Genomic DNA, 22,428 nt, shown 5'->3' with positions numbered 1-22,428 from the left:
CGGGGGCGTACCCGGTCACCCGACGATGCACGCGCGTCGGGCAGGCTTCGCTCGTGAGCGCCACCGACGTCCTGTCCTCCATCTGGGACGACGTCACCGGCACCCAGCCGCCGCCGTCGCAGCAGGAGGTGGTGCTGACCGCGGTGGTCGCCGCCCTGGTCGTCGTGCTGCCGTGGACGTGGCGGGTCGGGCGCCACGTCGTCACGATCGCCCACGAGGGCGCGCACGGTGTCGCCGCGCTGCTGAGCGGGCGCCGGCTGGCCGGGATCCGGCTGCACTCCGACACCTCCGGCGTGACCGTGTCGCGGGGCCGTCCGACCGGGCTGGGCATGGTGGCCACGGCATTCGCCGGGTACGTCGGGCCGGCGCTGCTCGGCCTCGGCGCGGCGCACCTCCTGCACCGGGAGCACGCGCTCGCGGTGCTGTGGCTGGCCGTGCTCCTGTTGGCGCTGCTGCTCGTGCAGATCCGCAACTTCTACGGGTTGTACGCCGTGGGCGTGGCCGGTGCCGCGGTGTTCGCGGTCAGCTGGTGGGGGAGCGCGGCGGTGCAGTCGCTGGCGGCGTACGCCGGGACGTGGTTCCTGCTGATCGCGGCGCCGCGACCGGTGCTCGAGCTGCAGTCGCTGCGCCGGACCGGTGGCGCCCGGACGTCGGACGCGGACCAGCTGGCTCGGCTCACGCACGTGCCCGGCCTGGTGTGGGTCGGGATCTTCCTGCTGGTCACCGCCGGGTGCCTGGTCGTGGGCGGCCGGTGGTTGTGGGCCGCCGCGTAGGGTCGAACGCGTGCGCATCGGCATCCACTACGCGAACTTCACCCACCCCGACTGGGAGTCCACGCTCCTCGACCGGCTGACCGCGACCGCCCGGGCGGCGGACCAGGGCGGCGCCGCGTGGTTCACCGTGATGGACCACTACTTCCAGATGGAGGACCTCGGCGGCCCGGCCGAGCCGATGCTGGAGGGCTACACGACCCTGGGCTACCTCGCCGCCCAGACCTCGAACGTCCGGCTCGGCCTGCTCGTGACCGGCGCGACGTACCGCCATCCGGGCCTGCTCGCCAAGATCGTGACGACTCTCGACGTCCTGTCGCAGGGCCGCGCGATGCTCGGCATCGGCGCGGCCTGGTACGACCGTGAGCACGAGGGACTCGGCGTGCCGTTCCCGCCGATGAGCGAACGGTTCGAGCGGCTCGAGGAGACGCTGGAGGTCGTGAAGCAGATGTGGTCGGACGAGGAGGGCCCGTACGCCGGCCGTCACTACCGGCTCGCCGAGACCGTCAACGTCCCGCCGCCGGTGCAGCGGCCGCACCCCCCGATCCTGATCGGGGGGAGTGGTGAGCGGAAGACGCTGCGCCTGGTCGCGCAGCACGCCGACGCCTGCAACGTGTTCGGCGAGAGCCCGGAGACCATCCGGCACAAGCTGGACGTGCTGCGCCGGCACTGCGACGACGTGGGCCGCGACTACGACACGATCGAGAAGACGATGATCGTGACGACCGACCCGCTGGAGGACACCGACGCCTTCGTGGCGTCGATGGCGGAGTTCGCCGCGGTCGGGATCGAGCTGATCACGCTGGCGCCGATGGTCGACGACCCGGCCGGCTGGACGCACGACGTCTGCGACCGGGTGCTGCCGCGGCTGGCGGACCTCTAGGGACGCGGAATGGTCACCAACCGCAGATTGGGAACGCTCCCGGCTGCGGTTGGTGACCATTCGTCGCGCTCAACGGACCGACGCCTCGCCGGGCCCGTCTCGCCCCGGCCGCGTGCACGGAATGGTCACCAACCGCACGTTCCGGGCAACGAAACACGCGGTTGGTGACCATTCCGCACCACCGGGCCGCACGAATGGTCAGAGAACCTTGGTGCCGTACATCTCGCCGAGCGGGTCGGAGATCAGCTCGACCCGGGTGCCGTCGGGGTCGCGGAAGTAGATCGACGTACCGCTCTCGTGCAGGTACTCCACGCCGGCGGCGTCGAGCTTGCTCTTGAGGTGCTCCCACTTCTCGGGCTCGACCGAGATCGCCAGGTGGTGCAGGCCGCCGAGCACCTCGGCGTACGGCCCGACGCCGAGGCCGGGGAAGTCGAAGAAGGCGATGAGGTTGCCGTTGCCGATGTCGAAGAAGAAGTGGTTCGAGCCGGGGTAGTCCCGGTTCTCGAAGAGCTCGGTCAGCGGGAACTCCAGCAGCTCCTGGTAGAAGCGCACGGTCGTCTCGACGTCGGCGACCACGATGGCGACGTGGTGGACGCCGCGCGCCGACGACGCCGGCCGGGACTCCTCGGGCACCAGGTAGGTGTCGCGGATCCGGGTCCGCTCGGCGTCGATCGCGGCGAGGGCGGCGGCATCGGGAGCGCTCATGGCGCGACCGTAGCCCGCGGCTGACCGGCGCGCCAGCGCCCGCGTCCGGTGTCGGTCCGTGTCGGCCCGGAGCGGGAGGAACGGGCGCGTTTCGGCACAGGTTCGCAGCGCCGTTGCCGATGAGGTCAGACAGCAACTGGTCGCCAACGGAGTGGCGACACGTCCGGAGACCTCGGACGCAGCCAACGGAATGGAGCCCTGGTGACGCGCGCACTCGTCGCTGCTGCACTCACGGTCGCGCTCGGCGCGCCGGTGGGGCTCTCCGCCGCTGCCCAGGCGACCGACGAAAATCGCATCCCGGGTTTCACGACCGTCACCGGCACCGTCACCGAGGTCGTCCGCGAGGCGCCGCACGGGGCCAGGGGAGTGGACGACACCGAGCTGCTGCTCGCCACCACCGACGGCTTCCTGCCGATCGCCGCGGACCTCGACCTGGTGCCCGGCCAGCAGGTGGCCGCCGAGGTGAGCGACGGCCAGGCGGTCGCCGCCAGGACCGTGCGGGCGGCGCGCGTCGTACCGGCTCCTGCGGACCTCGAGCGCTCGGTGTACGTCGCGATCGTGTCGCCGGACGGCTTCACGCTCGAGGACAACACGAACTCCGTCCAGTCGGTCCAGGCCGACCTCGCCGACGCCAGCAGCTACTGGGCCAGCCAGACCGGCGGCCTCGTGCAGTTCGAGTTCGGCGGGACCGTCGGGAAGTACGTCTCCGAGCACCCGTGCGGCGAGACCTCGGCGATGTGGAACGAGGCGATCGAGCGGTTCGCGGACCAGGGCGTCGACGTGGTCGGCCCGGGCCGCTACCTCATGCTCGTCGCGCCGCCCGGCTCGTCGGAGTCCGACGGATGCGACTACGGCTACGGCACGCTCGGCGCGCTGGACGCCGCCTGGAACGCGACGTTCGTCTCCGACAGCAACCAGTCCCTGTACGCGCACGAGCTCGGTCACAACCTCGGCCTGGCGCACGCGAGCGCGCTGCGCTGCAGCGGTGCCCAGGACGGGGTGTGGGACGGCAGCGGCTACGGCGCGAGCTGCGCCCGGTGGCGCTACGAGGACCTCCTCGACGTGATGGGCTACTCGGGGGAGACGTACGGCGAGGGCAACCTCAACACCCCGCACCTCGACGACCTCGGCCTGGACCCGGCCGCGATCCGTCCGGTCGTGGGACCCGCGACCGTCACGATCCCGCCGCTGTCGGACGCCACCGCGGCGGGCCGGGGTCTCCGGCTCACCGACACCAACGGCGAGACGTACTACGTCGAGTACCGCACGGCCACCGGGCGCGACGCGGTCGCGACGGTGAACGCGTGGAAGCCCTCGATGGGCGTGCTGCTGTACCGCGAGGACCCGTCGGCGTACCGCGACCACGGCAGCTACCACCTCGACGCGACGCCGCAGGCGTCCGACGCCTACGACTACGACCGCGCGCTGCGACCCGGTATGACGTTCACGACCGGGACCGGGACCCTGTCGGTCACCACCGTCAGCCAGGACGCCGACGGCGCGGTCGTCACGATCGCCGGGGGAGCGTCGGCGCCCGTTCCGGACCCGGTCCGTACGGTCACGCTCAGCGGACCGAACCGGGTCCACCGCAACGGCTGGGTCACGCTCACCGCCTCGGTGCGGTCGGAGACGGAGGTGGCCGTGCCGGGCAGCCTGGTCAGCTTCCAGCGCTGGAGCGCCGACGGGTGGCGGACGGTGCGCAGCGCGACGACGGCGGCCGATGGCATCGCGCGGGCGACGGTCCGGCTGCGTCAGTCGGCGACGTTCCGGGTCGAGGCCGGCACGCCGGCAGCGGCGAGCCGGACGGTGACGGTCCGGGTGCCGCGGCCGCGCCGCTAGGTGGGTCCAGCATGGAGCAGAGGGCGGGCCTCCGGTCGGTCTCTGGGGCGAACTTCCGGTTCCACTACATGACATAATGTCAGTTATCGGCGGTGTGGCGGAGCGTGCCGGAGGGTGTGTGCTGCGCGACGAATGGTCACGAACCGCACGTGGGAGCGCTCCAGGGATGCGGTTGGTGACCATTCCGCATGCCGACCGGCTCCCGACACCGGTGTAGTTTCACCGCATGAGCCAGAGAGAGGTGCCGTGGGGCTGGGTCATCGTGCTGCTGCTCGGGCTCTACTTCCTCGGGCTCAACATCGCCGACGGCGACTGGGTCATGGTCGGCCTGGCGCTGTTCGTGACGCTGTTCGCCGCGATGCGGATCATCCGGCGACGTACGCCGCCAGGTGCTGCCCGGTGAGCGTCTTCTTCTTCGCCGCGACCAGCTGAGCCGGCGTTCCCTCGAACACGACCTTCCCGCCGTCGTGGCCGGCGCCCGGGCCGAGGTCGATGATCCAGTCGGCGTGCGCCATCACGGCCTGGTGGTGCTCGATGACGATGACCGACTTGCCGGCGTCGACCAGGCGGTCCAGGAGGCCGAGCAGGTTCTCGACGTCGGCGAGGTGGAGCCCGGTCGTCGGCTCGTCGAGGATGTAGACGTCGCCCTTCTCGCCCATCTGCACGCAGAGCTTGAGGCGCTGCCGCTCGCCGCCCGAGAGCGTCGTCAGCGGCTGGCCGAGCGTGATGTAGCCGAGCCCGACGTCGACGAGCCGCTCCAGGATCTTCACGGCCGCGGGGACCTTCGCCTCGCCGTCGCTGAAGTGCCCGAGCGCCTCGGTCACCGACATCTCGTGCACCTCGGCGATGTCCTTGCCGCCCAGCGTGTGCGTGAGCACCTCGGCGTTGAAGCGCCGGCCCTCGCACTCCTCGCACGGCGACTCCACGGTCGCCATCGGGCCGAGCTCGGTGAAGATCACGCCCGCGCCGTTGCAGGTCGAGCAGGCGCCCTCGGAGTTCGCGCTGAACAGCGCCGGCTTCACACCGTTGGCCTTCGCAAACGCCTTGCGGATCGGCTCGAGGAGTCCGGTGTACGTCGCCGGGTTGCTGCGCCGTGAGCCCTTGATCGCGCCCTGGTCGATGACGATGACCTCGTCGCGGCCGGCGAGCGAGCCGTGGATCAGCGAGCTCTTGCCCGAGCCCGCGACGCCGGTGACGACGGTGAGGACGCCGAGCGGGACGTCCACGTCGACGTCGCGCAGGTTGTGCGTACTGGCGCCGCGGACCTCGATCTGCCCGGTCGCCGTTCGGAGGGTCTCCTTGAGCGAGGCGCGGTCGTCGAGGTGCTGTCCGGTGATCGTGCCGCTCTTGCGCAGCCCCGCGAGCTCCCCCTCGAAGCAGATCGTGCCTCCCCCGGCGCCCGCGGCCGGGCCGATGTCGATCACATGGTCGGCGATCGCGATCGTCTCCGGCTTGTGCTCGACGACCAGCACGGTGTTGCCCTTGTCGCGCAGCTGGAGCAACAGCTGGTTCATCCGCTCGATGTCGTGCGGGTGGAGGCCGATCGTGGGCTCGTCGAAGACGTACGTCACGTCGGTGAGCGACGAGCCGAGGTGCCGGATCATCTTGGTGCGCTGTGCCTCTCCCCCGGACAGAGTCCCCGCCGGCCGGTCGAGCGACAGGTAGCCCAGGCCGATCTCGGAGAACGAGTCGAGCAGGTGCAGCAGCCCCTTGAGCAGCGGCGCCACCGACGGCTCGTCGAGCCCGCGGACCCAGTCGGCGAGGTCGCTGATCTGCATCGCGCACAGGTCGGCGATCGACTTGCCGTGGATCTTGGACGCGCGCGCCTCCGGCGTGAGCCGGGTGCCGTCGCAGTCCGGGCAGACCTGGAAGGTCACCGCCCGCTCGACGAAGCGCCGGATGTGCGGCTGCATCGCCTCCGGGTCCTTGGACAGCATGGACTTCTGGATCTGCGGGATCATGCCGGTGAACGTGAGGTTGACGCCCTCGACCTTGATCTTGGTCGGCTCCGACCACAGCATCGTCTCGAGCTGCTTCTTGGTGAAGGACTTGATCGGCTTGTCCATCGGTAGGCCCATGCCCTCGAAGAGCCGGCCGTACCACCCGTCCATGGAGTAGCCGGGCACCGTCAGCGCGCCCTCGTTGAGCGACTTCTCCGCGTCGTACAGAGCCGTCAGGTCGATGTCGTTGACCTTGCCCATGCCCTCGCAGCGCGGGCACATGCCGCCGAGGTAGACCTCCTGCTTGGCGACCTTCCGCTCGGTGCGGCCACCCTTCTCGGTCGTCATCATCCCGCTGGCCTTGCGGGTCGGGACGTTGAACGAGTACGCCGTGGGCGGACCGACGTAGGGGTCGCCGAGGCGGCTGAAGAGGATCCGGAGCATCGCGTTGGCGTCGGTCGCGGTGCCCACCGTCGAGCGCGGGTTCGCGCCCATCCGCTCCTGGTCGACGATGATCGCCGTCGTGAGCCCCTCGAGGTGGTCGACCTCGGGGCGGGCCAGCGAGGGCATGAAGCCCTGGACGAACGCGCTGTAGGTCTCGTTGATCAACCGCTGCGACTCCGCCGCGATCGTGCCGAACACCAGCGAGCTCTTGCCGGACCCCGACACCCCGGTGAACACCGTCAGCCGGCGTTTGGGGATCTCGACACTGACGTCCTGCAGGTTGTTCACGCGGGCGCCCTGCACGCGGATCAGGTCATGGCTGTCGGCGGCGTGCGTCGTCATGCGGGAATTGTCTCCATGTCCGATCTTCTGGCTAGTCGTCGGGAAGCGCGGCGAACGCCTTCTTGGTGTCCTTGTACCAGCCCATCCCCTTGATGGGGTGCTTCCAGCGGCCGCGCATGTCGTTGTTGGCCGGCACGTGCGTCTCGTCGCCGGCGGCGACCATGTCCTTGAGGTGCTGGTCCTGCTGGTTGATCACGTCGTCGGCCTTCTCGCCCTGGAAGGCCTGGTCGCAGGGGCCGCCCATCTGGCGGCACGTCATCGTCTTCACGTCAGCCCGCCTGCTGGATGCGGACCATGTTGCCGGCCGGGTCGCGGAAGGCGCAGTCGCGGATGCCGTACGGCTGGTCCGTCGGCTCCTGGACGACCTCCGCGTTCGTGGCCTGGACCTTGTCGAACGTCGCGTCGAGGTCGTCGCTGGCGAGCATGATCCAGCCGTAGGTGCCCTTGGCCATCATGTCGGCGATCAGCGCGCGCTCGGCGTCGGTCACGCCGGGGTCGGGAGCCGGCGGGCCGAGCAGGATGCACGTCTCGGGCTGGTTCGGCGGTCCCACGGTGATCCAGCGCATCGTGCCGCTGCCGACGTCGGTGCGGACCTCGAAGCCCAGCGCGTCGCGGTAGAACGCGAGCGACGCCTCGGGATCCTCGTGCGGGAGTGCGGCGGTGTGGATGGTGAGGTTCATGCGGCTCACGCTAGTAGCGGGTCGCCGGCGGGCGCTTCTCGATTCCTGACCGGTCTCGTGACCTGCTTGACGACGCACTGCGGCAGTCCGGGTGCGCCCTGCTGGGCCTGGCGCTTGTACTCGCTCGGCGGCATGCCGACCAGCTCGGTGAACCGGGTGCTGAACGTCCCCAGCGACTGGCAGCCGACCTCGAAGCACACGTCGGTGACGCTCAGGTCGCCGCGGCGCAGCAGCGCCATCGCCCGCTCGATGCGCCGGGTCATCAGGTAGCTGTACGGCGACTCGCCGTACGCCGCCTTGAACGCGCGGCTCAGGTGGCCGGCCGAGAGGTGCACCCCGCGCGCGAGCGCCTCGACGTCGAGCGGCTGCGCGTACTCGCGGTCCATCCGGTCGCGCACCCGGCGCAGCAGCACCAGCTCGCGTCGGCGCTGCTCCGAGGCTGGCGTGGTGCTCACAGCTGGATCGTGCCATGACTCAAGTCGCCGCTCTCCCTGCCGATGTATTCATCACGCCGGACAGCACTCCTGTCTGGCAGGACCGGAAGTGACAGCAACCGAAGGAGGAGCACCATGTGGGACACCGTCACGGACAACGTGGTGCACCTGACGCACGACCTGCCCTGCCTGCACTGCGGGCACGCGCCGCACACCTACCTGCCCTGCGGCGACACCTGCGACTGCCACCCGCTCCAGGCGTCCTGACCGACGCGCCGGTCAGTCCAGCTCGTCCGCGCAGCCCTCGGCGTCGTCGGTCGCGGCACTCACGACCCAGCCACCCTGGTCGGTGCGCGCCACGGTGACGTACCAGCCGTCGCCGGACTCGTTGGTGATCTCCACCTCGGTGGCGGCGGGGTCCCCGGAGTCCTGCACGACCCAGTCCTCGACGGGAGGCTCGGAGAGCCCCTCGTGCGTGCTGAGCCAGACGTCGAGCGCCTGGATGGGCGTCTCCGAGCCGTCCGCGCCGAGGTCGGGGTGATAGGCCCGGCCGGAGCAGCCGTCGTCGGAGCAGCCGGTCGGCAGCGCCACGAGGAGCACACAGCTCAGGAGTCCGGCCGCGAGCCGGGTCGTCGGATGCACCCGCACAGCATGGCAAGGCACCCGAGCCCCGTCCGACGAACGGGCACACGCGACCCCCTGGCCCGATCGGGCTACTCCCCCATGCCCCGGGCGGGTCATTCGTGCCGGTTCGCACCCCAACGGTCGCTGGCGTCCCTACCGTCACAAGCGAGGTTCGGACCGCTCGTCGAGCGATGACCGAACCGCATGGGGGGCTTCATCCGAGGCGCGAGAGGAGGTAGAGCCATGTGGGACACCGTCCAGACGAACACGGTGCACTTGTCGCACGACATGCCATGCCCACAGTGCGGGCATGCCCTCCACACCTACCTTGCGTGCGGAGACACCTGCGACTGTGTGCCGGCACGCATGCCGGCTCGGTCGGCCGACCTGGTCGCCGTCTGACACCACTCGCACCTCACCGACCCCCATCCGGAGCGTCGGAAGAAGCGTGATCCACGCTTCAGCCGACTGGGTCGACGGTCGCCAACCCGCTTGAGCACGGGCTGTTCCGGGCGACCGTCGACCTACCCGCTACCCGGCCTCCGTCCCGTGCGCCCAGCGGCGGCGCGGACCCACTACGATTCCGCTCATGGCGACTCCCGTGAAGACCGGCTCCCACCTCCCGGCGACCTCGACCACGATCACCCCCGCCGAGCCCGTGCACGTCGTCGGCCCGCTGGGCTGGGTGCTGGTGCTGTCGGCCGGGATCGGCCTCATCCTCGCGACCTGGATGCTCTACCCGATCGACGCCGTGGGCATGTGGGCCGGCTACCGCGACGGGTTCATCGCCACCATCGTCGTCGTCTGCGCGCTGGCGCTGCGCACGGCACTCCCGAAGCAGCCGGTGCTCGGCCTGCTCGGCATCTGCGGCATCCTGCTCGTGCTCTTCGGCGTCTTCCTCGACAACCCGCAGGTCGTGTTCCTGTCCGAGGTCATCGCCGGCGCCGTGCTGCTCGCCGGCACCGGGATGTACGCCGCCGGCAGCCGCGACTGAGCCCCTACCACCCTCAGGGCTCGCTCAGGGCTCGATCAGGACCTTGATCGCCCGGCGCTCGTCCATCGCGCGGTAGCCGTCGGCGACCTGCTCCAGCGGGAGCGTGCTGTCGAACACCAGGCCGGGCTCGATGCTGCCGTCGAGCACCTTCGCCAGCAGTTCGGGCATGTACTTGCGCGTCGGCGCCATCCCGCCGGCCAGCCCGATGTTCTGGGTGAACATCCGGCGCAGCGGGAGCTCCACGCCGTGCGGCACGCCGACCATCCCGACCGTCGAGCCCGGGCGGGCCACCCGGAACGCCGTGTCCATGGAGGCGTCGGTCCCGACGCACTCGAGCACGGCGTCGGCCCCCACTCCCCCGGTGAGCTCGAGCACCGCCTCGACACCGGCCTCGCCGCGCTCGGCGACGACGTGGGTGGCGCCGAACCTCCGCGCGACCTGCTGGCGCGGCTCGTGCCGCGACATGGCCACGATCGTCTCGGCGCCGAGCATCGAGGCGGCGAGCACCCCGCACAGCCCGACCGCGCCGTCGCCGACCACGACCGCCGTACCGCCCGGCCGTACGCCTGCGGAGACCGCGGCGTGCCAGCCGGTCGGCATCACGTCGGAGATCGTCAGGACCGAGGCCAGCAGGGACGCGTCGGGCACGCCGTCGGTCTTCACCAGGCTGCCGTCGGCCTGGTTCACGCGGGTGTACTCAGCCTGGCCGCTGGCGGTGAACCCGAGGTTGTCGCAGGCGTTCTGGGCACCGTTCTGGCAGTGCCGGCAGGTGTTGTCGCAGTGGTCGAACGGGACGACGACGAAGTCGCCGGGCCGGAACGAGCGCACCTCGGCGCCGACCTCCTCGACGATCCCGACGCACTCGTGGCCGATCGTGTCCCCCGCAGTGATCGGGTTCTCGCCGCGATACGGCCACAGGTCCGAGCCACAGATGCAGCCGGCGACAACCTTCACGATCGCGTCGGTCGGAGCGGTGATGACCGGGTCCGGGACCTCGGAGACGCGGATGTCGCGGGTACCGTGGATCGTCGTTGCGCGCATGGCGCCATCCTGGCACGACACCCCGCCCGGGCGAAGTTGCTTTATCTCATATGTGAGTTACCGTGGCGGTATGACTGAGGGATACAAGAATCGCATCGGGAACCTCATTCGCGACGCCCGCAAGCACCGCGGGCTCACCCAGCACCAGCTCGCGGATCTCCTGGGCACCAGCCAGAGCGCGATCAACCGGATCGAGAAGGGTCACCAGAACCTCTCGCTGGAGATGATCGCCCGGATCGGTGCCGCTCTGGACTCAGAGATCGTCGCTCTCGGCGCCGGTCCCACCCACCTGCGCGTCAACGGCCCGACCACGCTGTCGGGCGAGATCGACGTCAAGACCTCCAAGAACGCCGGCGTCGCCCTGCTGTGCGCCACCCTGCTCAACCGCGGCCGCACCACCCTGCGCAAGGTCGCGCGCATCGAGGAGGTCAACCGCCTCCTCGAGGTGCTCACCAGCCTCGGTGTGCAGTGCCGGTGGCTCAACGACGACAACGACCTCGAGATCATCCCGCCGAAGGAGCTCGACCTCGACCACGTCGACGCCGAGGCGGCCCGCCGTACCCGCTCGATCATCATGTTCCTCGGCCCGCTGCTGCACCGCGCCGACGTCTTCGAGCTGCCGTACGCCGGTGGCTGCGACCTCGGCACCCGCACCGTGGAGCCGCACATGGCCGCGCTCCGCCCGTTCGGGCTCGAGGTGAAGGCCACCGACGGCAGCTACCACGCGCAGGTCAACCGGGCGATCGAGCCGGGCCGGCCGATCGTGCTCACCGAGCGCGGCGACACCGTCACCGAGAACGCGCTGATGGCCGCCGCGCTGCACCCGGGCACCACGGTGATCCGCAACGCCTCGTCGAACTACATGGTCCAGGACCTGTGCTTCTACCTGCAGCGGCTCGGCGTCACCGTCGAGGGCGTCGGCACCACCACGCTCACGGTGACCGGCTGCGCGGACATCGACGTCGACGTGGACTACGCGCCGAGCGAGGACCCGATCGAGGCGATGTCGCTGCTGGCGGCCGCGATCGTCACCCAGTCGTCGATCACGATCCGCCGGGTGCCGATCGAGTTCCTCGAGATCGAGCTCGCGCTGCTCGAGGAGATGGGCTTCCAGTACGACCGCTCGGACGAGTACGTCGCCCTCAACGGCCACACCCGCCTGGTGGACCTCACCACGCGACCGTCGAAGCTGCACGCGCCGCTGGACAAGATCCACCCGATGCCGTTCCCGGGCCTCAACATCGACAACCTGCCGTTCTTCGCGGTGATCGCCGCGGTCGCCGAGGGCCAGACGCTGCTGCACGACTGGGTCTACGAGAACCGCGCGATCTACCTCACCGACCTGAACAAGCTCGGTGCCAAGGTCAAGCTGCTCGACCCGCACCGCGTGATGATCGAGGGCCCGGTGTCGTTCACCGGCACCGAGCTGGTCTGCCCGCCGGCGCTGCGCCCCGCCGTGGTGATCCTGCTGGCGATGCTCGCCTCCAAGGGCACCTCCGTGCTGCGCTCGACGTACGTCATCCACCGCGGCTACGAGGACCTCGCCGAGCGGCTGAACCAGCTCGGCGCCTCGATCGAGACGTTCCGCGACATCTGAGCGCACCGGTCCGAGCGGGCGCGTCCGATTATCGGCCTGCGGTTTGGTCACCAACCGGGGCCCTGAGGCCCGAAATCATGCGGTTGGTGACCAAACCGCAGCATGGCACCAGCAGCCCGGCCGGCCCGCGTCCGCTACTCGAACAGGGTCTCCACCCACGCCCGCGGCGGGGCCTTGGCGGCGGGCGGGGCGGTCATGTCGGCGGTGATCCGCGGCATCGGCGCGGTGTGCTGGCCGGCGTGGCGGTGCCAGTCGTTCTCGGCCTCGATCAGGTCACCCAGGTCGGCACGGGCGAGGAACACCCCGTGGCCGTCGGGACACTGGCTGACGGACCCCTCCCCCAGGGAGGCCGCGAGCGGGCGGGTGGCCATCTCGGCGCCACAAGCAGGACAGGACATGGTCTCCATGCTTCGACGCTACCGGCGTGGTTGATACTGCACCAGTGACCTCGCCGCGGACCGGGTTCCCCTTTCTGGACACGCTGCTCGACCGACCCGGCTCCGTCCTCGCCTACGCCCACCGCGGCGGCGCGTACCACCCGGAGATCGAGGGCCTGGAGAACACGCTGGCGGCGTTCCGGCACGCCGTGGAGCTCGGCTACGACTACCTCGAGACCGACGTGCACGTGACCCGCGACGGGGTGCTGCTCGCGTTCCACGACTCCGTCCTGGACCGCGTGACCGACCGCGCCGGCGAGATCGCACGGCTCAGCCACGCCGAGGTGCGCGGCGCGCTGGTCGGCGGCCGCGAGGCCGTCCCGTCGCTCGCCGAGCTGTTCGACGCGTTCCCGGACGCGCGCTTCAACATCGACCTCAAGTCCGACGGCGCGGTCCGCGCGCTCGCCGACTTCGTCGCGGCCCGCCAGGCGTGGGACCGGGTGCTGGTCGGGTCCTTCTCGGCGCGCCGGCTGCGCCGCTTTCGCGCCCACACCAGCGGCCGGGTCCCCACGTCGGCGGCGCCGTACGAGGTCGCGCTCTGCCGGCTGCTGCCCGCCTGGTTCGGGCGCTTCGGCCGGTTCCAGGCCTACCAGGTCCCGCACCGGCGCGGGCGGGTGCGGGTCGTCACCCCGGGGTTCGTACGGCGGGCGCACGCGGCCGGGCGGCACGTGCACGTCTGGACGATCGACGACCCCGCCGAGATGCGGGAGCTGCTCGAGCGGGGCGTCGACGGGCTGTTCACCGACCGCACCGACCTGCTCAAGGACGTGCTGGTCGAGCGCGGTCAGTGGAGGGGTGGGCGATGACGGCCACCACGGAGCAGGTCCACGAGCAGAAGGCCTGGTACTGGTACGACTGGGCCAACAGCGCCTTCGTCACCACGACCGCGGCGGTGCTGTTCGCGCCGTACCTCACCGCCGTCGCCGAGCAGGCCGCCTGCGGCCGCTCGACCGACGAGGACGCCGGCTACAAGTGCACGACCGACCTGCACGTGCTCGGTCTCGACGTCTCGGCCGGCTCGCTGGTCTTCTACCTCGTCACCGCCTCGACGATCCTGTCCGCGCTGGTGCTCCCGATCGTCGGCGCCGTCGCCGACCGCAGCGGTCGCAAGCCCCGCCTGCTCGGTGGCTTCGCCTGGGCGGGCAGCCTGATGGCCGCGCTGATGTTCCTGGTCGCCGGGTCGAACTGGCAGCTCGGGGCGGTGCTGCTGGTGCTCGCCACGCTCTGCCTCGGCGCCAGCCTGGTCGTGTACGACGCCCTGCTGGTCGAGGTCGCCGACCCCGACGACCGGGACCGGGTGTCCTCGCGCGGCTGGGCGCTCGGCTACCTCGGTGGCGGCCTGCTGCTGGCGGCGAACTTCGTGCTGCTCACCGTGATGAGCGACAACACCGAGCTCGCGGTGAGGATCAGCCTGCTGTCCGCCGGCATCTGGTGGGCGGTGTTCACGATCATCCCGGTGCGCGGCATCCGCTCGCGCCCGCCGGTGAACCCGGTCACGGAGCAGGGCGGACTGGTGCAGGCCAGCTTCGGCCAGCTCTGGCGCACGCTCAAGGACCTGCGGCGCTACCCGGTCACGCTGACGTTCCTGGTCGCCTACCTCTTCTACAACGACGGCATCCAGACCGTGATCTACGCGGCCTCCGTGTACGGCGAGAAGGAGCTCGGGTTCGAGAAGAGCACCGTGCTGCTGGCGTTCCTGGTGGTCCAGTTCGTCGGCATCGGCGGCGCCCTGCTGTTCGGCCGGGTCGCCCAGGTCCGTGGCGCCTACCGGGTGATCCTCGCCGGGCTGTTCATCTGGCTGGTCGTGGTCGTCGGGGGCTGGCTGGTCCCGAACGAGAACCTCCCCCTGTTCCTGCTCCTCGCGGTGGCCATCGGGGTGGTGCTGGGCGGCACCCAGGCGCTGTCCCGGTCGTTCTACAGCCAGCTCATCCCCCGCGGCCGCGAGGCGGAGTACTTCTCGCTGTACCAGGCGTGCGAGCGCGGGACGAGCTGGATCGGCACGCTGGTGTTCGGCCTGGTCCACCAGTGGGCCGACTCCTACCGGCCGGCGCTGCTGGCGCTGATGCTGCTGTTCGTGGTCGGGATCGTGCTCCTGCTGAGGGTCGACGCCCGGCGCGGCATCGAGGAGGCCGGGAACCCGTTGCCGAGCGTGGTCTGAGAGTCTCCTGAGACTGTGGTGTGACCCACGTTGGCGATTCTCGGAATCTTGTCCCCGCCAGTACCGTTGAACAGGTTGAGACGTCATCAAGACGGGTAGACGTCGTCTTGATTCCAGCGCACATGTTCTCGATGTTCGTGCGCTGCAGGTCCGACTATCCGGGGGAACAGATTCGGGAGGTGGCTCATGGCAGAGCGCACACTGCGTGGAGCGCGGCTCGGGGGCCAGAGTTTTGAGGACGAGCGCGGCATCGAGTTCGCCGCTCGTCAGCAGGTTGGTTACCGCTGTCCGCAGGCACACGAGTTCGAGATCACGATGTCGGTCGAGGCCGACGTCCCGGCGGTGTGGGAGTGCCCGCGCTGCGGCGCCGAGGCGCTGAGCGTCTCGGGCATCGTGCCCGAGGTGAAGGCCGAGAAGCCGGCTCGCACCCACTGGGACATGCTGCTGGAGCGGCGCTCGGAGAAGGAGCTCGAGGACATCCTCAAGGAGCGCCTCGAGCTGCTGCGCGGCGGCGAGATCGGTCCCGCGCACCTGCACCGCGCGAACCAGAAGAAGGCGAAGAAGGTCTCCTGACGCCCGACGGCGTCACTCCTCCTCGTCGATGACCTCGCCCCGGACCACCGGGCCCTGACCAGGGCCCTGAGGTCCGGGGCGATTCACGTCCAGGACCGTGATCCGGCTCGCGACGACCGCGGCCAGCAGCCGCCGGAACAGCGGCCGGGTGAACGGCAGGATCAGCAGGATGCCGAACCCGTCGGTGACGAAGCCCGGGGCCAGCATCAGGGTGCCGCCGACCAGGATCAGCGCACCGTCGGCGAGCTCGGTCGCGGGCATCCGCCCATCCTCGATCGCCTCGCGCAGCCCGCGCCAGGCGCGTCCGCCCTCGTGCTTGATCAGCCACGAGCCGAAGATGCTGTCGACCACGAGCAGCACCACCGTCCACCAGGCGCCGATCACCTGGCCGACCTGGATGATCACGTAGATCTCGATGATCGGCACGATGATGAACACCGTGAACAGCAGGGCCGGCAGCAGCGACCGGCGCCGGCGCGCCATCAGCGTCGCCCCCACGCCCGGCGCACCTGGGCGGCGCGTTCACGCAGCCCCCACGCGGTGATCCGCTTGAGCGACTCGGTCGCGACCGCTCCGCTCATCTTGGAGTCGCCGCGGACCCGCTCGACGAACTCGATCGGCACCTCCCGGACCGTGAGCCCGGCCGCGAGGGTGCGCGCGACCATGTCGGTCTGGAAGACGTAGCCGGTCGACTCCACCGAGGCCAGGTCGATCTTCTCCAGGGTGGTGCGCCGGAACAGCCGGTAGCCGGCGGTCGCGTCGCGGACCTTGATCCCGAGCAGCATCCGGACATAGAGGTTGCCGCCGCGCGAGAGCGCCTCGCGCCGGCGCGGCCAGTTGACCACCGACCCGCCGGGCACCCAGCGCGACCCGATCACGAGGTCGGCGCTGCCGAGTGCGTCCAGCAGCCGGCCGAGCTGCTCGGGCTGGTGCGAGCCGTCTGCGTCCATCTCGCCGATCACGTCGTACCCCGCGTCGAGCGCGACCTGGAAGCCGTGCAGGTACGCCGCCCCGAGGCCGGCCTTGGCGGTCCGGTGCAGCACCGAGACGGCGGAGTCGGCGGCAGCGAGCCGGTCGGCGATCGCGCCGGTGCCGTCGGGAGAGCCGTCGTCCACGACGAGGACGTCGACGTCGGGCTGCGCGGCGCGCAGCCGACCCACGATCCACTCGAGGTTACTCGCCTCGTTGTAGGTCGGGATCACGACGACCACCCGTCCCAAGCTCACCCGTTCGTCCCTTCGTTCGCCGTGGCGACCAGGGGGACCTCGGCGCCGGGCCGGCCGTCGTCCTCGGCCTGGTGCCGGTTCCGGCGCCGACCATACGGGACGCCGGACGACAGCAGGGTGACGAGGAGGCCAACGGCGGCGAGCGCGATGAGGAACCGCCCGGGCCACGCGCCCAGCCGGACCGCCGGCGTGATGCTGGTCGACAGCCCGACGGTCTCCACCAGAGCCGCCTGGGTGCGCGGCTCGGCCGCGGCGACCACGCTGCCGTCCGGTGCGATCACGCCCGAGATGCCGTTCGTCGACGCGACCACGAGCCAGCGCCCGGTCTCGATGGCGCGCAGCCGGGTGATCGCGAACTGCTGGTCGATCTGGTCGGTGTGGATGAACGTCGCGTTGCTGGTCTGCACGGTCAGCAGCTCGGCGCCGTTGCGGACCTGGGCGTAGATGGCGTCGTCGTAGGCGACGTCGAAGCAGATGGAGTCGGCGATCTCGGTGCCGGCGATCCGCAGCGGCTCCTCGCGGGTGCCGGCCAGCATGTCGCGCCCGACCATCGTGAGGCGACCGATCTGCAGGCTGTCGAGGTAGCGGCGGAACGGGATGTACTCGCCGAAGACGACCGGGTGGTGCTTGGTGTAGCGCTCCCCCGCGCCGGTGACCGGGTCCCAGACGATGCCCTGGTTCAGGACGTGGTCGGGCCCTGCGTCCACGATCGCCCCGACCAGGATCGGTACGCCGATCGCTGCGCTGGCGGACCGGATGTTGGCGTTGATCTGGGCGTCGCGGAACGGGTCGACGGCCGTGGAGTTCTCGGGCCAGAGCACGAAGTCCGGCAGCTCCTCGTCGCCGGCCTCGACGTCGTCGGCCAGCCGGCCCGTGACGTCGACGAGGTTCTGCGTGACCTGGCGGTGGTCGTACAGGATGTTGTCGCCGTTGCCGGGCACGTCGCCCTGGATCGCGGCGACGGTGATCTCACCCGACCGGTCGCCGTCCCACGGGACCAGCGCGGGCACCAGGGCCACGACCGCCAGCGCTCCCAGGACGGCCGCCGCGATCCAGCGCTCGCGCTCGCGCGCGACGACGATCCAGGCGAGCACGGTGCCGCTCAGCGCCAGCAGGAAGCTGACCAGCGTGCTGCCGATCCACGGCAGTGCGTCGGCCAACGGCGTGTCGGCGACCGCGAAGCCGAGGCGGCCCCAGGGCATGCCGCTGAACGGCCAGCTGGTGTAGGTGAGCTCGGTCGTCACCCAGGCCGCGGCGACCCACAGCGGCCAGAGCCGGTGGCGGGTCAGCACGGCGGTGACCGCGCCCAGGACCGCGAAGAACAGCGACTGCCAGAGCGAGAGCCCGATCCAGGCGTCGGGGCCGACGGTGCGCATCCAGAAGAGCAGCACGAACTCGAAGCCGATCCCGAAGGCCAGCCCGGTGAGCAGCCCGGCGCGGAACCGCTGCCCGCGGCAGCAGAGCACGAAGCCGGCCACCGCGAACGGGATCACCATCGGGGCCGCCACCGGCTCGAACGCGAGGGCCAGCAGCACGCCGGAGGCGAGGGCGAGGAGGAGACGGAGCGGCACGTGTTGAAAATACCGGTCGGGCGGTGGAGAACGCGGAAGGGTCCGCGCCCTTCGTGCCAGCTCGGGACCGGCTGGTTGCCGGGACCGGGCTGTTGTCTAGGGGACGCGAACCCTTTCCGTGTCAGCTCTCGTGGTGCGTTCCGTGGCCGAGAACACGCCGGCCGGGTGGTGGCGTACACCCGCCGAGGTGCGGATCGGACATCGGTCGCAGCCCTCGATCTGCGTGAGCAGACGGGACAGGGTGAAACGTGCGGAGGTCGGCTGTCAAGCGCCTCGTGACCTGCGCAAACGCGCATCGTCGCAGGTCACGGGGACCGTCCTCGCCGGAGACGACGCGTAAAATTCGCGCGACGGCGGCGTGTCGTGCGAGACGCGCCGACGGGGTGGCCCGGCTCAGGCCGGGACGACGACCGTCCCGGTGGCGGACGTGGCCAGGATCGGCTCGGCCAGGACCTCGGCGGCGCCGGGCCGCTCGTCGGTCGCAGCGCCCCGCGCGACGACGTACACCGCGAAGTCCATGACCCGCGAGCGGGTGCCGACCCGGGTCAGCTCGCACCGGATCTCCAGCACGTCGCCGGCGCGGACCGGCGCCCGGAACTGGACGTCGGAGTACGACGCGAACAGGCCCTCGTCGCCGTCGGTGCGGATGCACATCTCGGTGGCGACGTCGCCGAAGAGCCCCAGGCTGTAGGCGCCGTCGACCAGGTTGCCGGCGTAGTGGGCGTGGGAGTACGGCACGTAGCGCCGGTGCGTGACCACGGTTCCGACCTCGGCTGCCATCACGAAGCCTTCCTCTCGACGAGCTGGTGGACGAGGTACGACGCGACCTCGCCGGGGGTCGTGCCGCGGCCGAAGACCCGGTCGACGCCGAGGTCCGCGGCGGCGCCCTCGTCGAAGCGGGGCCCACCGACGATCAGCAACGGGCGCTTGTCGGCCGGGTAGGACTCCCGGAACGCCGCCGACATCTCGCGGGTGTTGAGCAGGTGCGCGTCGCGCTGGGTGACGACCTGGGAGACGAGCACGGCGTCGGCCTTCTCGGCCCGCGCGCGCTCGACGAGCTGGGGCACCGACACCTGGGCGCCGAGGTTCACGACCTTGAGCTCGCGGTAGTACTCGAGGCCCTTCTCGCCCGCGAAGCCCTTGATGTTGAGGATCGCGTCGATGCCGACCGTGTGCGCGTCGGTGCCGATGCAGGCGCCGACCACCGTGAGCCGGCGGCGCAGCGCCCGCTTGATGGCGGCGTTCGCCTCCTTGGGGGTGAGCAGCGGGTAGTCGCGCTCGACGACCTCGACCTGGGAGACGTCGACGAGGTGGTTGACCCGCCCGTAGACGACGAAGAACGTGAAGTCCGGCCCCATCGGCTTGGCATGCACGACCATCGCGGGGTCGATGCCCATCTTGTTGGCGAGCTGGGCGGCCGCGCCCTCGGCGACCTTGGAGTGCGGGATCGGGAGCGTGAAGCTCACCTGCACCATGCCGTCGCCGGTGGTGTCGCCGTACGGCCGGATGATGTCGCTCATGCCTTGTCCTCGAGGATCTCGCTGGCGGGGTTGTAGTAGGCGCTCGACTTCTTCGCCACCCCGTCCAGTCCCTTGCCGGCGTCCTGGGGCCGCTTCATCAGTCCGAACGTGCCGTCCGCGATCGCGTCCAGCAGGCCGTGCTCGTGGTCGAGGATCTGGTCGAGGAGGTCGATCGACTCCCCGAGGACCTGCCGCGCCCGGTTGGCGATGAAGCCGTCCGGGGCGGGGCGGAAGTCCTCGTGCAGGTTGCCGGCCGCGTTCATCACGTAGCGGACGTTCTGCAGGGCGAGGTCGCGGTCGGACAGCCACGGCGTCACGACGGCCTCGGTCATCATCCCGACGAGCAGGATGCCCTGCCCGGTGAGCGCGCCGACCAGGTTGAAGAACCCGTCGAGCAGGTAGCCCTGGAACACGTCGCCGGTCATGTGCCGCGTCGGCGGCATCCACTTCAGCGGCGCCTTCGGGAACAGGTCGCGGGCCAGCATCGCGTGCGCGAGCTCGAGGCGGAACGAGTCAGGGACGGCGGGGTCGATCTCGAACGCGTGCCCGAGACCGAGCTGCCAGTCCTCGAGCCCGGCCTCCTTGGCGAAGTACTCGTTGAGCAGCTGGCTGGTCGTGACCGTGTGCGCCGCCTCGACCGCGTCGGCGGTCGTGAGGTAGTTGTCCTCGCCGGTGTTGATGATGATCCCGGCGCGGGCGTGGACCTGGCGGCTGAACCGCTGGTCGACGAACGTGCGGATCGGGTTGATGTCGCGGAACAGGATCCCGTACATCGAGTCGTTGAGCATCATGTCGAGACGTTCCATGCCCGCCAGCGCAGCGATCTCGGGCATGCAGAGCCCGGAGGCGTAGTTGGTCAGCCGGACGTAGCGGCCGAGCTCCTTGCTGGACTCGTCCAGCGCGGCGCGCATCAGCCGGAAGTTCTCCTGGGTGGCGTAGGTCCCGGCGAAGCCCTCGCGGGTCGCGCCCTCGGGGACGAAGTCCAGCAGGCTCTGGCCGGTCGAGCGGATCACCGCGATCACGTCGGCGCCCTCGCGCGCGGCCTGCTGGGCCTGCGGGATGTCCTCGTAGATGTCGCCGGTCGCGACGATCAGGTAGATCCACGGCTGGCGCGGTGCGTCGCCGTACCGCTTGATCATCCGGTCTCGCTCGACCCGGCGGGCGTCGATCCGCTTGATGCCGCGGCCGACCTGGCGGGCCGAGGCCTTGCGGGCGCGCTCGGCGTCCTTGCCCTCGGGGAGGCGGAACGTCACCGAGCCGGCGGACGCCTTCTGCGCCAGCGTCGACAGGTCGTCGGCCTCGCCCCGCAGCAGCGCGTCCCAGACCGGCAGCGCGACGCCGTGCTCGAGGCCGGTGTCGGCGCGCACGACGTCGAGAAGCCGGTTGACCCAGGGCGTGCCCTCGGCGTCGGCGCCCTCGAGGCCGGCGAGCCGCAGCGTGGCGCGCTCGACGGCGACGGTCGTGTGCTTCTTCGCCAGCGTGACGATCGGGCGACCGGCCTTGCGGGCCAGCGCCCGCGCCTGCTTGACGGTCTGAGGGTCGAGGTCGAGCTTGCCGGTGCTCATCCGAGCCGCCTCTCGAACAGGCGGCGTACGCCGTCGCTGTCGCGCAGGAGCTCGAGGGAGTACGCCGCGTGGCCGGGCGTGTATCCGGTGCCGACGAGCATGGTGACGTCGGCGGCCAGGCCCTCGGCGCCCAGGGCCGCGGCGGAGAACGACGTGGCCATGGAGAAGAAGATGACGGTGCCGCGGTCGGCGGTGGCGAGGATCGCGCCGCCCTCGCAGCCGGGGACGTCGACGCAGACGACGGTGACGTCGGCGGGGCCACCGGCCGCCGTGACGGCGTCGCGGAGCCCGATCGGGTTGCGGGCGTCGGCGATGACGACCTCGTCGGCGATGCCCGCCTCGCGCAGGAGCGCGGCCTCGGCCTCGTGCGGCACGACGCCGATCGTGTGCTTCGCGCCGGCTGCCCGCGCGGCCGCGAGGCTCAGGGAGCCGGACTTGCCGGCGCCGCCGATCACGGCGACGACCGGGTCGGCATACTGCTCCACGACGCGCGCGGTGAGGGCCGGGGCGCCGCAGACGTCCATGACCGCCAGGCTCAGCTCGGCGGGCAGGTCGTCGGGCAGCACCGCGGCGATGGAGCGGCCGAACAGCACGGCGTACCCGTCGCACGGGACCTGCTCCCCCAGGCCGTCCCAGCGCGCCAGGCCGTCCTCGATGACCAGCGGCGTGAGCGTGAGCGAGACCAGCGTCGCCACGCGGTCACCGACCTCCAGTCCCAGCGGCGAGTCGGGACCGACCTCCTCGACGGTGCCGACGAGCATGCCGCCGGATCCGGTCTCGGGGTTCTGCATCTTGCCGCGGGTGCTGACGATCTCGAGGACCTCGGCCCGGATCGCCGGTCCATCCACCTGGCCCGCTCCCCCGTGCTTGCGCTCGAGCTGGCGGTACGACGCCGCGTCGAGGTTGAGGCGCTCCACCCGGATCCGGACCTCGTCGGGCCACAGCTCGCGGCGGGTGTCGAGACGGTCCGCGGCCTGCGGGAGGCGTTGGGCGTCGTCGAGGACGCGGTGCAGGCCGATCGGGTCGCTGTGAATGTCTCGCACAATCGCATCCTAACGAAAGAATCTGCGGCGTGGCATTCGACA

25 protein-coding genes are annotated in these 22,428 nt (G+C 70.8%); 10 read left to right on the top strand and 15 right to left on the bottom strand.

The genetic code is table 11. The features are described 5' to 3' along the window. Positions 1–53 precede the first annotated feature (53 nt). Together ABD875_RS03000 and ABD875_RS02995 are read left to right on the top strand one after the other, a co-directional pair. A complete protein-coding gene (locus ABD875_RS03000; protein ID WP_345171044.1) occupies positions 54–773 on the top strand; it encodes a M50 family metallopeptidase in 720 nt (239 codons plus the stop codon). Between the two features lie 10 nt (positions 774–783). Then, complete coding sequence (locus ABD875_RS02995) at positions 784–1,653, top strand: LLM class F420-dependent oxidoreductase (protein ID WP_345171042.1); 870 nt, start codon at positions 784–786, stop codon at positions 1,651–1,653. Positions 1,654–1,851: 198 nt separating this feature from the next. On the opposite strand, the gene ABD875_RS02990 is transcribed toward ABD875_RS02995, so the two are convergent. Then, on the bottom strand, positions 1,852–2,358 hold the full coding sequence (locus ABD875_RS02990) for a VOC family protein (protein ID WP_345171040.1): 507 nt from the start codon (positions 2,356–2,358) through the stop codon (positions 1,852–1,854). 201 nt (positions 2,359–2,559) lie between these two features. Here ABD875_RS02990 and ABD875_RS02985 point away from each other — a divergent pair, with 201 nt between their 5' ends. Both ABD875_RS02985 and ABD875_RS02980 read left to right on the top strand, forming a co-directional pair. Continuing rightward, positions 2,560–4,197, top strand: coding sequence for a metallopeptidase domain-containing protein (locus tag ABD875_RS02985; protein ID WP_345171038.1), 1,638 nt, complete (start codon positions 2,560–2,562; stop codon positions 4,195–4,197). A 226-nt stretch (positions 4,198–4,423) separates the two neighbouring features. After that, on the top strand, positions 4,424–4,600 hold the full coding sequence (locus ABD875_RS02980; protein WP_345171036.1) for a hypothetical protein: 177 nt from the start codon (positions 4,424–4,426) through the stop codon (positions 4,598–4,600). Here the strand turns inward: ABD875_RS02980 and ABD875_RS02975 are convergent. The 4 genes from ABD875_RS02975 to ABD875_RS02960 are packed head-to-tail and all read right to left on the bottom strand — an operon-like array spanning position 4,563 to position 8,058. Continuing rightward, positions 4,563–6,923 (bottom strand): ATP-binding cassette domain-containing protein, encoded by a 2,361-nt coding sequence (locus tag ABD875_RS02975; RefSeq protein ID WP_345171033.1) that lies wholly within the window; start codon positions 6,921–6,923, stop codon positions 4,563–4,565. The genes ABD875_RS02980 and ABD875_RS02975 overlap by 38 nt on opposite strands. A gap of 31 nt (positions 6,924–6,954) precedes the next feature. Further along, complete coding sequence (locus tag ABD875_RS02970) at positions 6,955–7,182, bottom strand: hypothetical protein (protein WP_345172662.1); 228 nt, start codon at positions 7,180–7,182, stop codon at positions 6,955–6,957. A gap of 10 nt (positions 7,183–7,192) precedes the next feature. Then, positions 7,193–7,603 carry a VOC family protein gene (locus ABD875_RS02965; RefSeq protein WP_345171031.1) on the bottom strand — a complete coding sequence of 137 codons (411 nt, stop codon included), beginning with the start codon at positions 7,601–7,603 and terminating at the stop codon, positions 7,193–7,195. A 5-nt stretch (positions 7,604–7,608) separates the two neighbouring features. Then, entirely contained in the window at positions 7,609–8,058 is a 450-nt protein-coding gene (locus tag ABD875_RS02960) for a helix-turn-helix transcriptional regulator (RefSeq protein WP_379187375.1), read from the bottom strand. A 114-nt stretch (positions 8,059–8,172) separates the two neighbouring features. Between ABD875_RS02960 and ABD875_RS02955 the strand changes: the two genes are divergently transcribed. After that, positions 8,173–8,304, top strand: a complete 132-nt coding sequence (locus tag ABD875_RS02955) for a hypothetical protein (protein WP_345171029.1) — start codon at positions 8,173–8,175, stop codon at positions 8,302–8,304. Positions 8,305–8,316: 12 nt separating this feature from the next. On the opposite strand, the gene ABD875_RS02950 is transcribed toward ABD875_RS02955, so the two are convergent. Continuing rightward, the gene (locus tag ABD875_RS02950; protein ID WP_345171027.1) at positions 8,317–8,679 is read right to left on the bottom strand and encodes a hypothetical protein; all 363 of its coding nucleotides are present in this window, start codon (positions 8,677–8,679) and stop codon (positions 8,317–8,319) included. 571 nt (positions 8,680–9,250) lie between these two features. On the opposite strand from ABD875_RS02950, the gene ABD875_RS02945 reads away from it, so the two are divergent. After that, positions 9,251–9,655, top strand: coding sequence for a hypothetical protein (locus ABD875_RS02945; protein ID WP_345171025.1), 405 nt, complete (start codon positions 9,251–9,253; stop codon positions 9,653–9,655). 24 nt (positions 9,656–9,679) lie between these two features. On the opposite strand, the gene ABD875_RS02940 is transcribed toward ABD875_RS02945, so the two are convergent. Continuing rightward, positions 9,680–10,696, bottom strand: coding sequence for a zinc-dependent alcohol dehydrogenase family protein (locus tag ABD875_RS02940; RefSeq protein ID WP_345171024.1), 1,017 nt, complete (start codon positions 10,694–10,696; stop codon positions 9,680–9,682). A 70-nt stretch (positions 10,697–10,766) separates the two neighbouring features. Between ABD875_RS02940 and ABD875_RS02935 the strand changes: the two genes are divergently transcribed. Next, the gene (locus ABD875_RS02935; RefSeq protein WP_345171022.1) at positions 10,767–12,293 is read left to right on the top strand and encodes a UDP-N-acetylglucosamine 1-carboxyvinyltransferase; all 1,527 of its coding nucleotides are present in this window, start codon (positions 10,767–10,769) and stop codon (positions 12,291–12,293) included. A 134-nt stretch (positions 12,294–12,427) separates the two neighbouring features. Here the strand turns inward: ABD875_RS02935 and ABD875_RS02930 are convergent, their stop codons facing one another. After that, the gene (locus tag ABD875_RS02930) at positions 12,428–12,700 is read right to left on the bottom strand and encodes a zf-TFIIB domain-containing protein (protein WP_345171021.1); all 273 of its coding nucleotides are present in this window, start codon (positions 12,698–12,700) and stop codon (positions 12,428–12,430) included. A 35-nt stretch (positions 12,701–12,735) separates the two neighbouring features. Between ABD875_RS02930 and ABD875_RS02925 the strand changes: the two genes are divergently transcribed. From ABD875_RS02925 to ABD875_RS02915, 3 genes are all read left to right on the top strand, one after another. Continuing rightward, positions 12,736–13,536: a glycerophosphodiester phosphodiesterase family protein gene (locus ABD875_RS02925; protein ID WP_345171019.1), complete on the top strand. Its 801-nt coding sequence runs from the start codon at positions 12,736–12,738 to the stop codon at positions 13,534–13,536. Continuing rightward, positions 13,533–14,888, top strand: coding sequence for an MFS transporter (locus ABD875_RS02920; RefSeq protein WP_345171018.1), 1,356 nt, complete (start codon positions 13,533–13,535; stop codon positions 14,886–14,888). The genes ABD875_RS02925 and ABD875_RS02920 overlap by 4 nt, the downstream gene beginning before the upstream one ends. A gap of 186 nt (positions 14,889–15,074) precedes the next feature. Next, positions 15,075–15,461 carry an RNA polymerase-binding protein RbpA gene (locus tag ABD875_RS02915; RefSeq protein ID WP_345171015.1) on the top strand — a complete coding sequence of 129 codons (387 nt, stop codon included), beginning with the start codon at positions 15,075–15,077 and terminating at the stop codon, positions 15,459–15,461. Positions 15,462–15,473: 12 nt separating this feature from the next. Here ABD875_RS02915 and ABD875_RS02910 read toward each other — a convergent pair whose 3' ends face one another. The 7 genes from ABD875_RS02910 to kdd form a co-directional block, all read right to left on the bottom strand. Beyond that, entirely contained in the window at positions 15,474–15,959 is a 486-nt protein-coding gene (locus ABD875_RS02910; protein WP_345171013.1) for an FxsA family protein, read from the bottom strand. After that, complete coding sequence (locus ABD875_RS02905) at positions 15,944–16,687, bottom strand: polyprenol monophosphomannose synthase (RefSeq protein ID WP_345171012.1); 744 nt, start codon at positions 16,685–16,687, stop codon at positions 15,944–15,946. Before ABD875_RS02905 ends, ABD875_RS02910 begins: the two co-directional genes overlap by 16 nt. Then, positions 16,684–18,258, bottom strand: a complete 1,575-nt coding sequence (lnt, locus tag ABD875_RS02900; protein ID WP_345171010.1) for an apolipoprotein N-acyltransferase — start codon at positions 18,256–18,258, stop codon at positions 16,684–16,686. The genes ABD875_RS02905 and lnt overlap by 4 nt, the downstream gene beginning before the upstream one ends. 393 nt (positions 18,259–18,651) lie before the next feature. Then, the gene (gene kal / locus ABD875_RS02895; RefSeq protein ID WP_345171007.1) at positions 18,652–19,038 is read right to left on the bottom strand and encodes a 3-aminobutyryl-CoA ammonia lyase; all 387 of its coding nucleotides are present in this window, start codon (positions 19,036–19,038) and stop codon (positions 18,652–18,654) included. Continuing rightward, a complete protein-coding gene (gene kamE / locus ABD875_RS02890; protein ID WP_345171005.1) occupies positions 19,038–19,778 on the bottom strand; it encodes a lysine 5,6-aminomutase subunit beta in 741 nt (246 codons plus the stop codon). The genes kal and kamE overlap by 1 nt, the downstream gene beginning before the upstream one ends. Continuing rightward, the gene (kamD, locus tag ABD875_RS02885; RefSeq protein WP_345171003.1) at positions 19,775–21,343 is read right to left on the bottom strand and encodes a lysine 5,6-aminomutase subunit alpha; all 1,569 of its coding nucleotides are present in this window, start codon (positions 21,341–21,343) and stop codon (positions 19,775–19,777) included. The genes kamE and kamD overlap by 4 nt, the downstream gene beginning before the upstream one ends. After that, entirely contained in the window at positions 21,340–22,386 is a 1,047-nt protein-coding gene (gene kdd / locus ABD875_RS02880; protein ID WP_345171001.1) for an L-erythro-3,5-diaminohexanoate dehydrogenase, read from the bottom strand. Before kdd ends, kamD begins: the two co-directional genes overlap by 4 nt. Between the last annotated feature and the right edge of the window lie 42 nt (positions 22,387–22,428).

Origin of the sequence: Nocardioides caricicola, assembly GCF_039541135.1 — a bacterium.
Classification (GTDB): Bacteria; Actinomycetota; Actinomycetes; order Propionibacteriales; family Nocardioidaceae; genus Nocardioides; species Nocardioides caricicola.
This window is presented reverse-complemented; position numbering and strand designations above follow the sequence as displayed.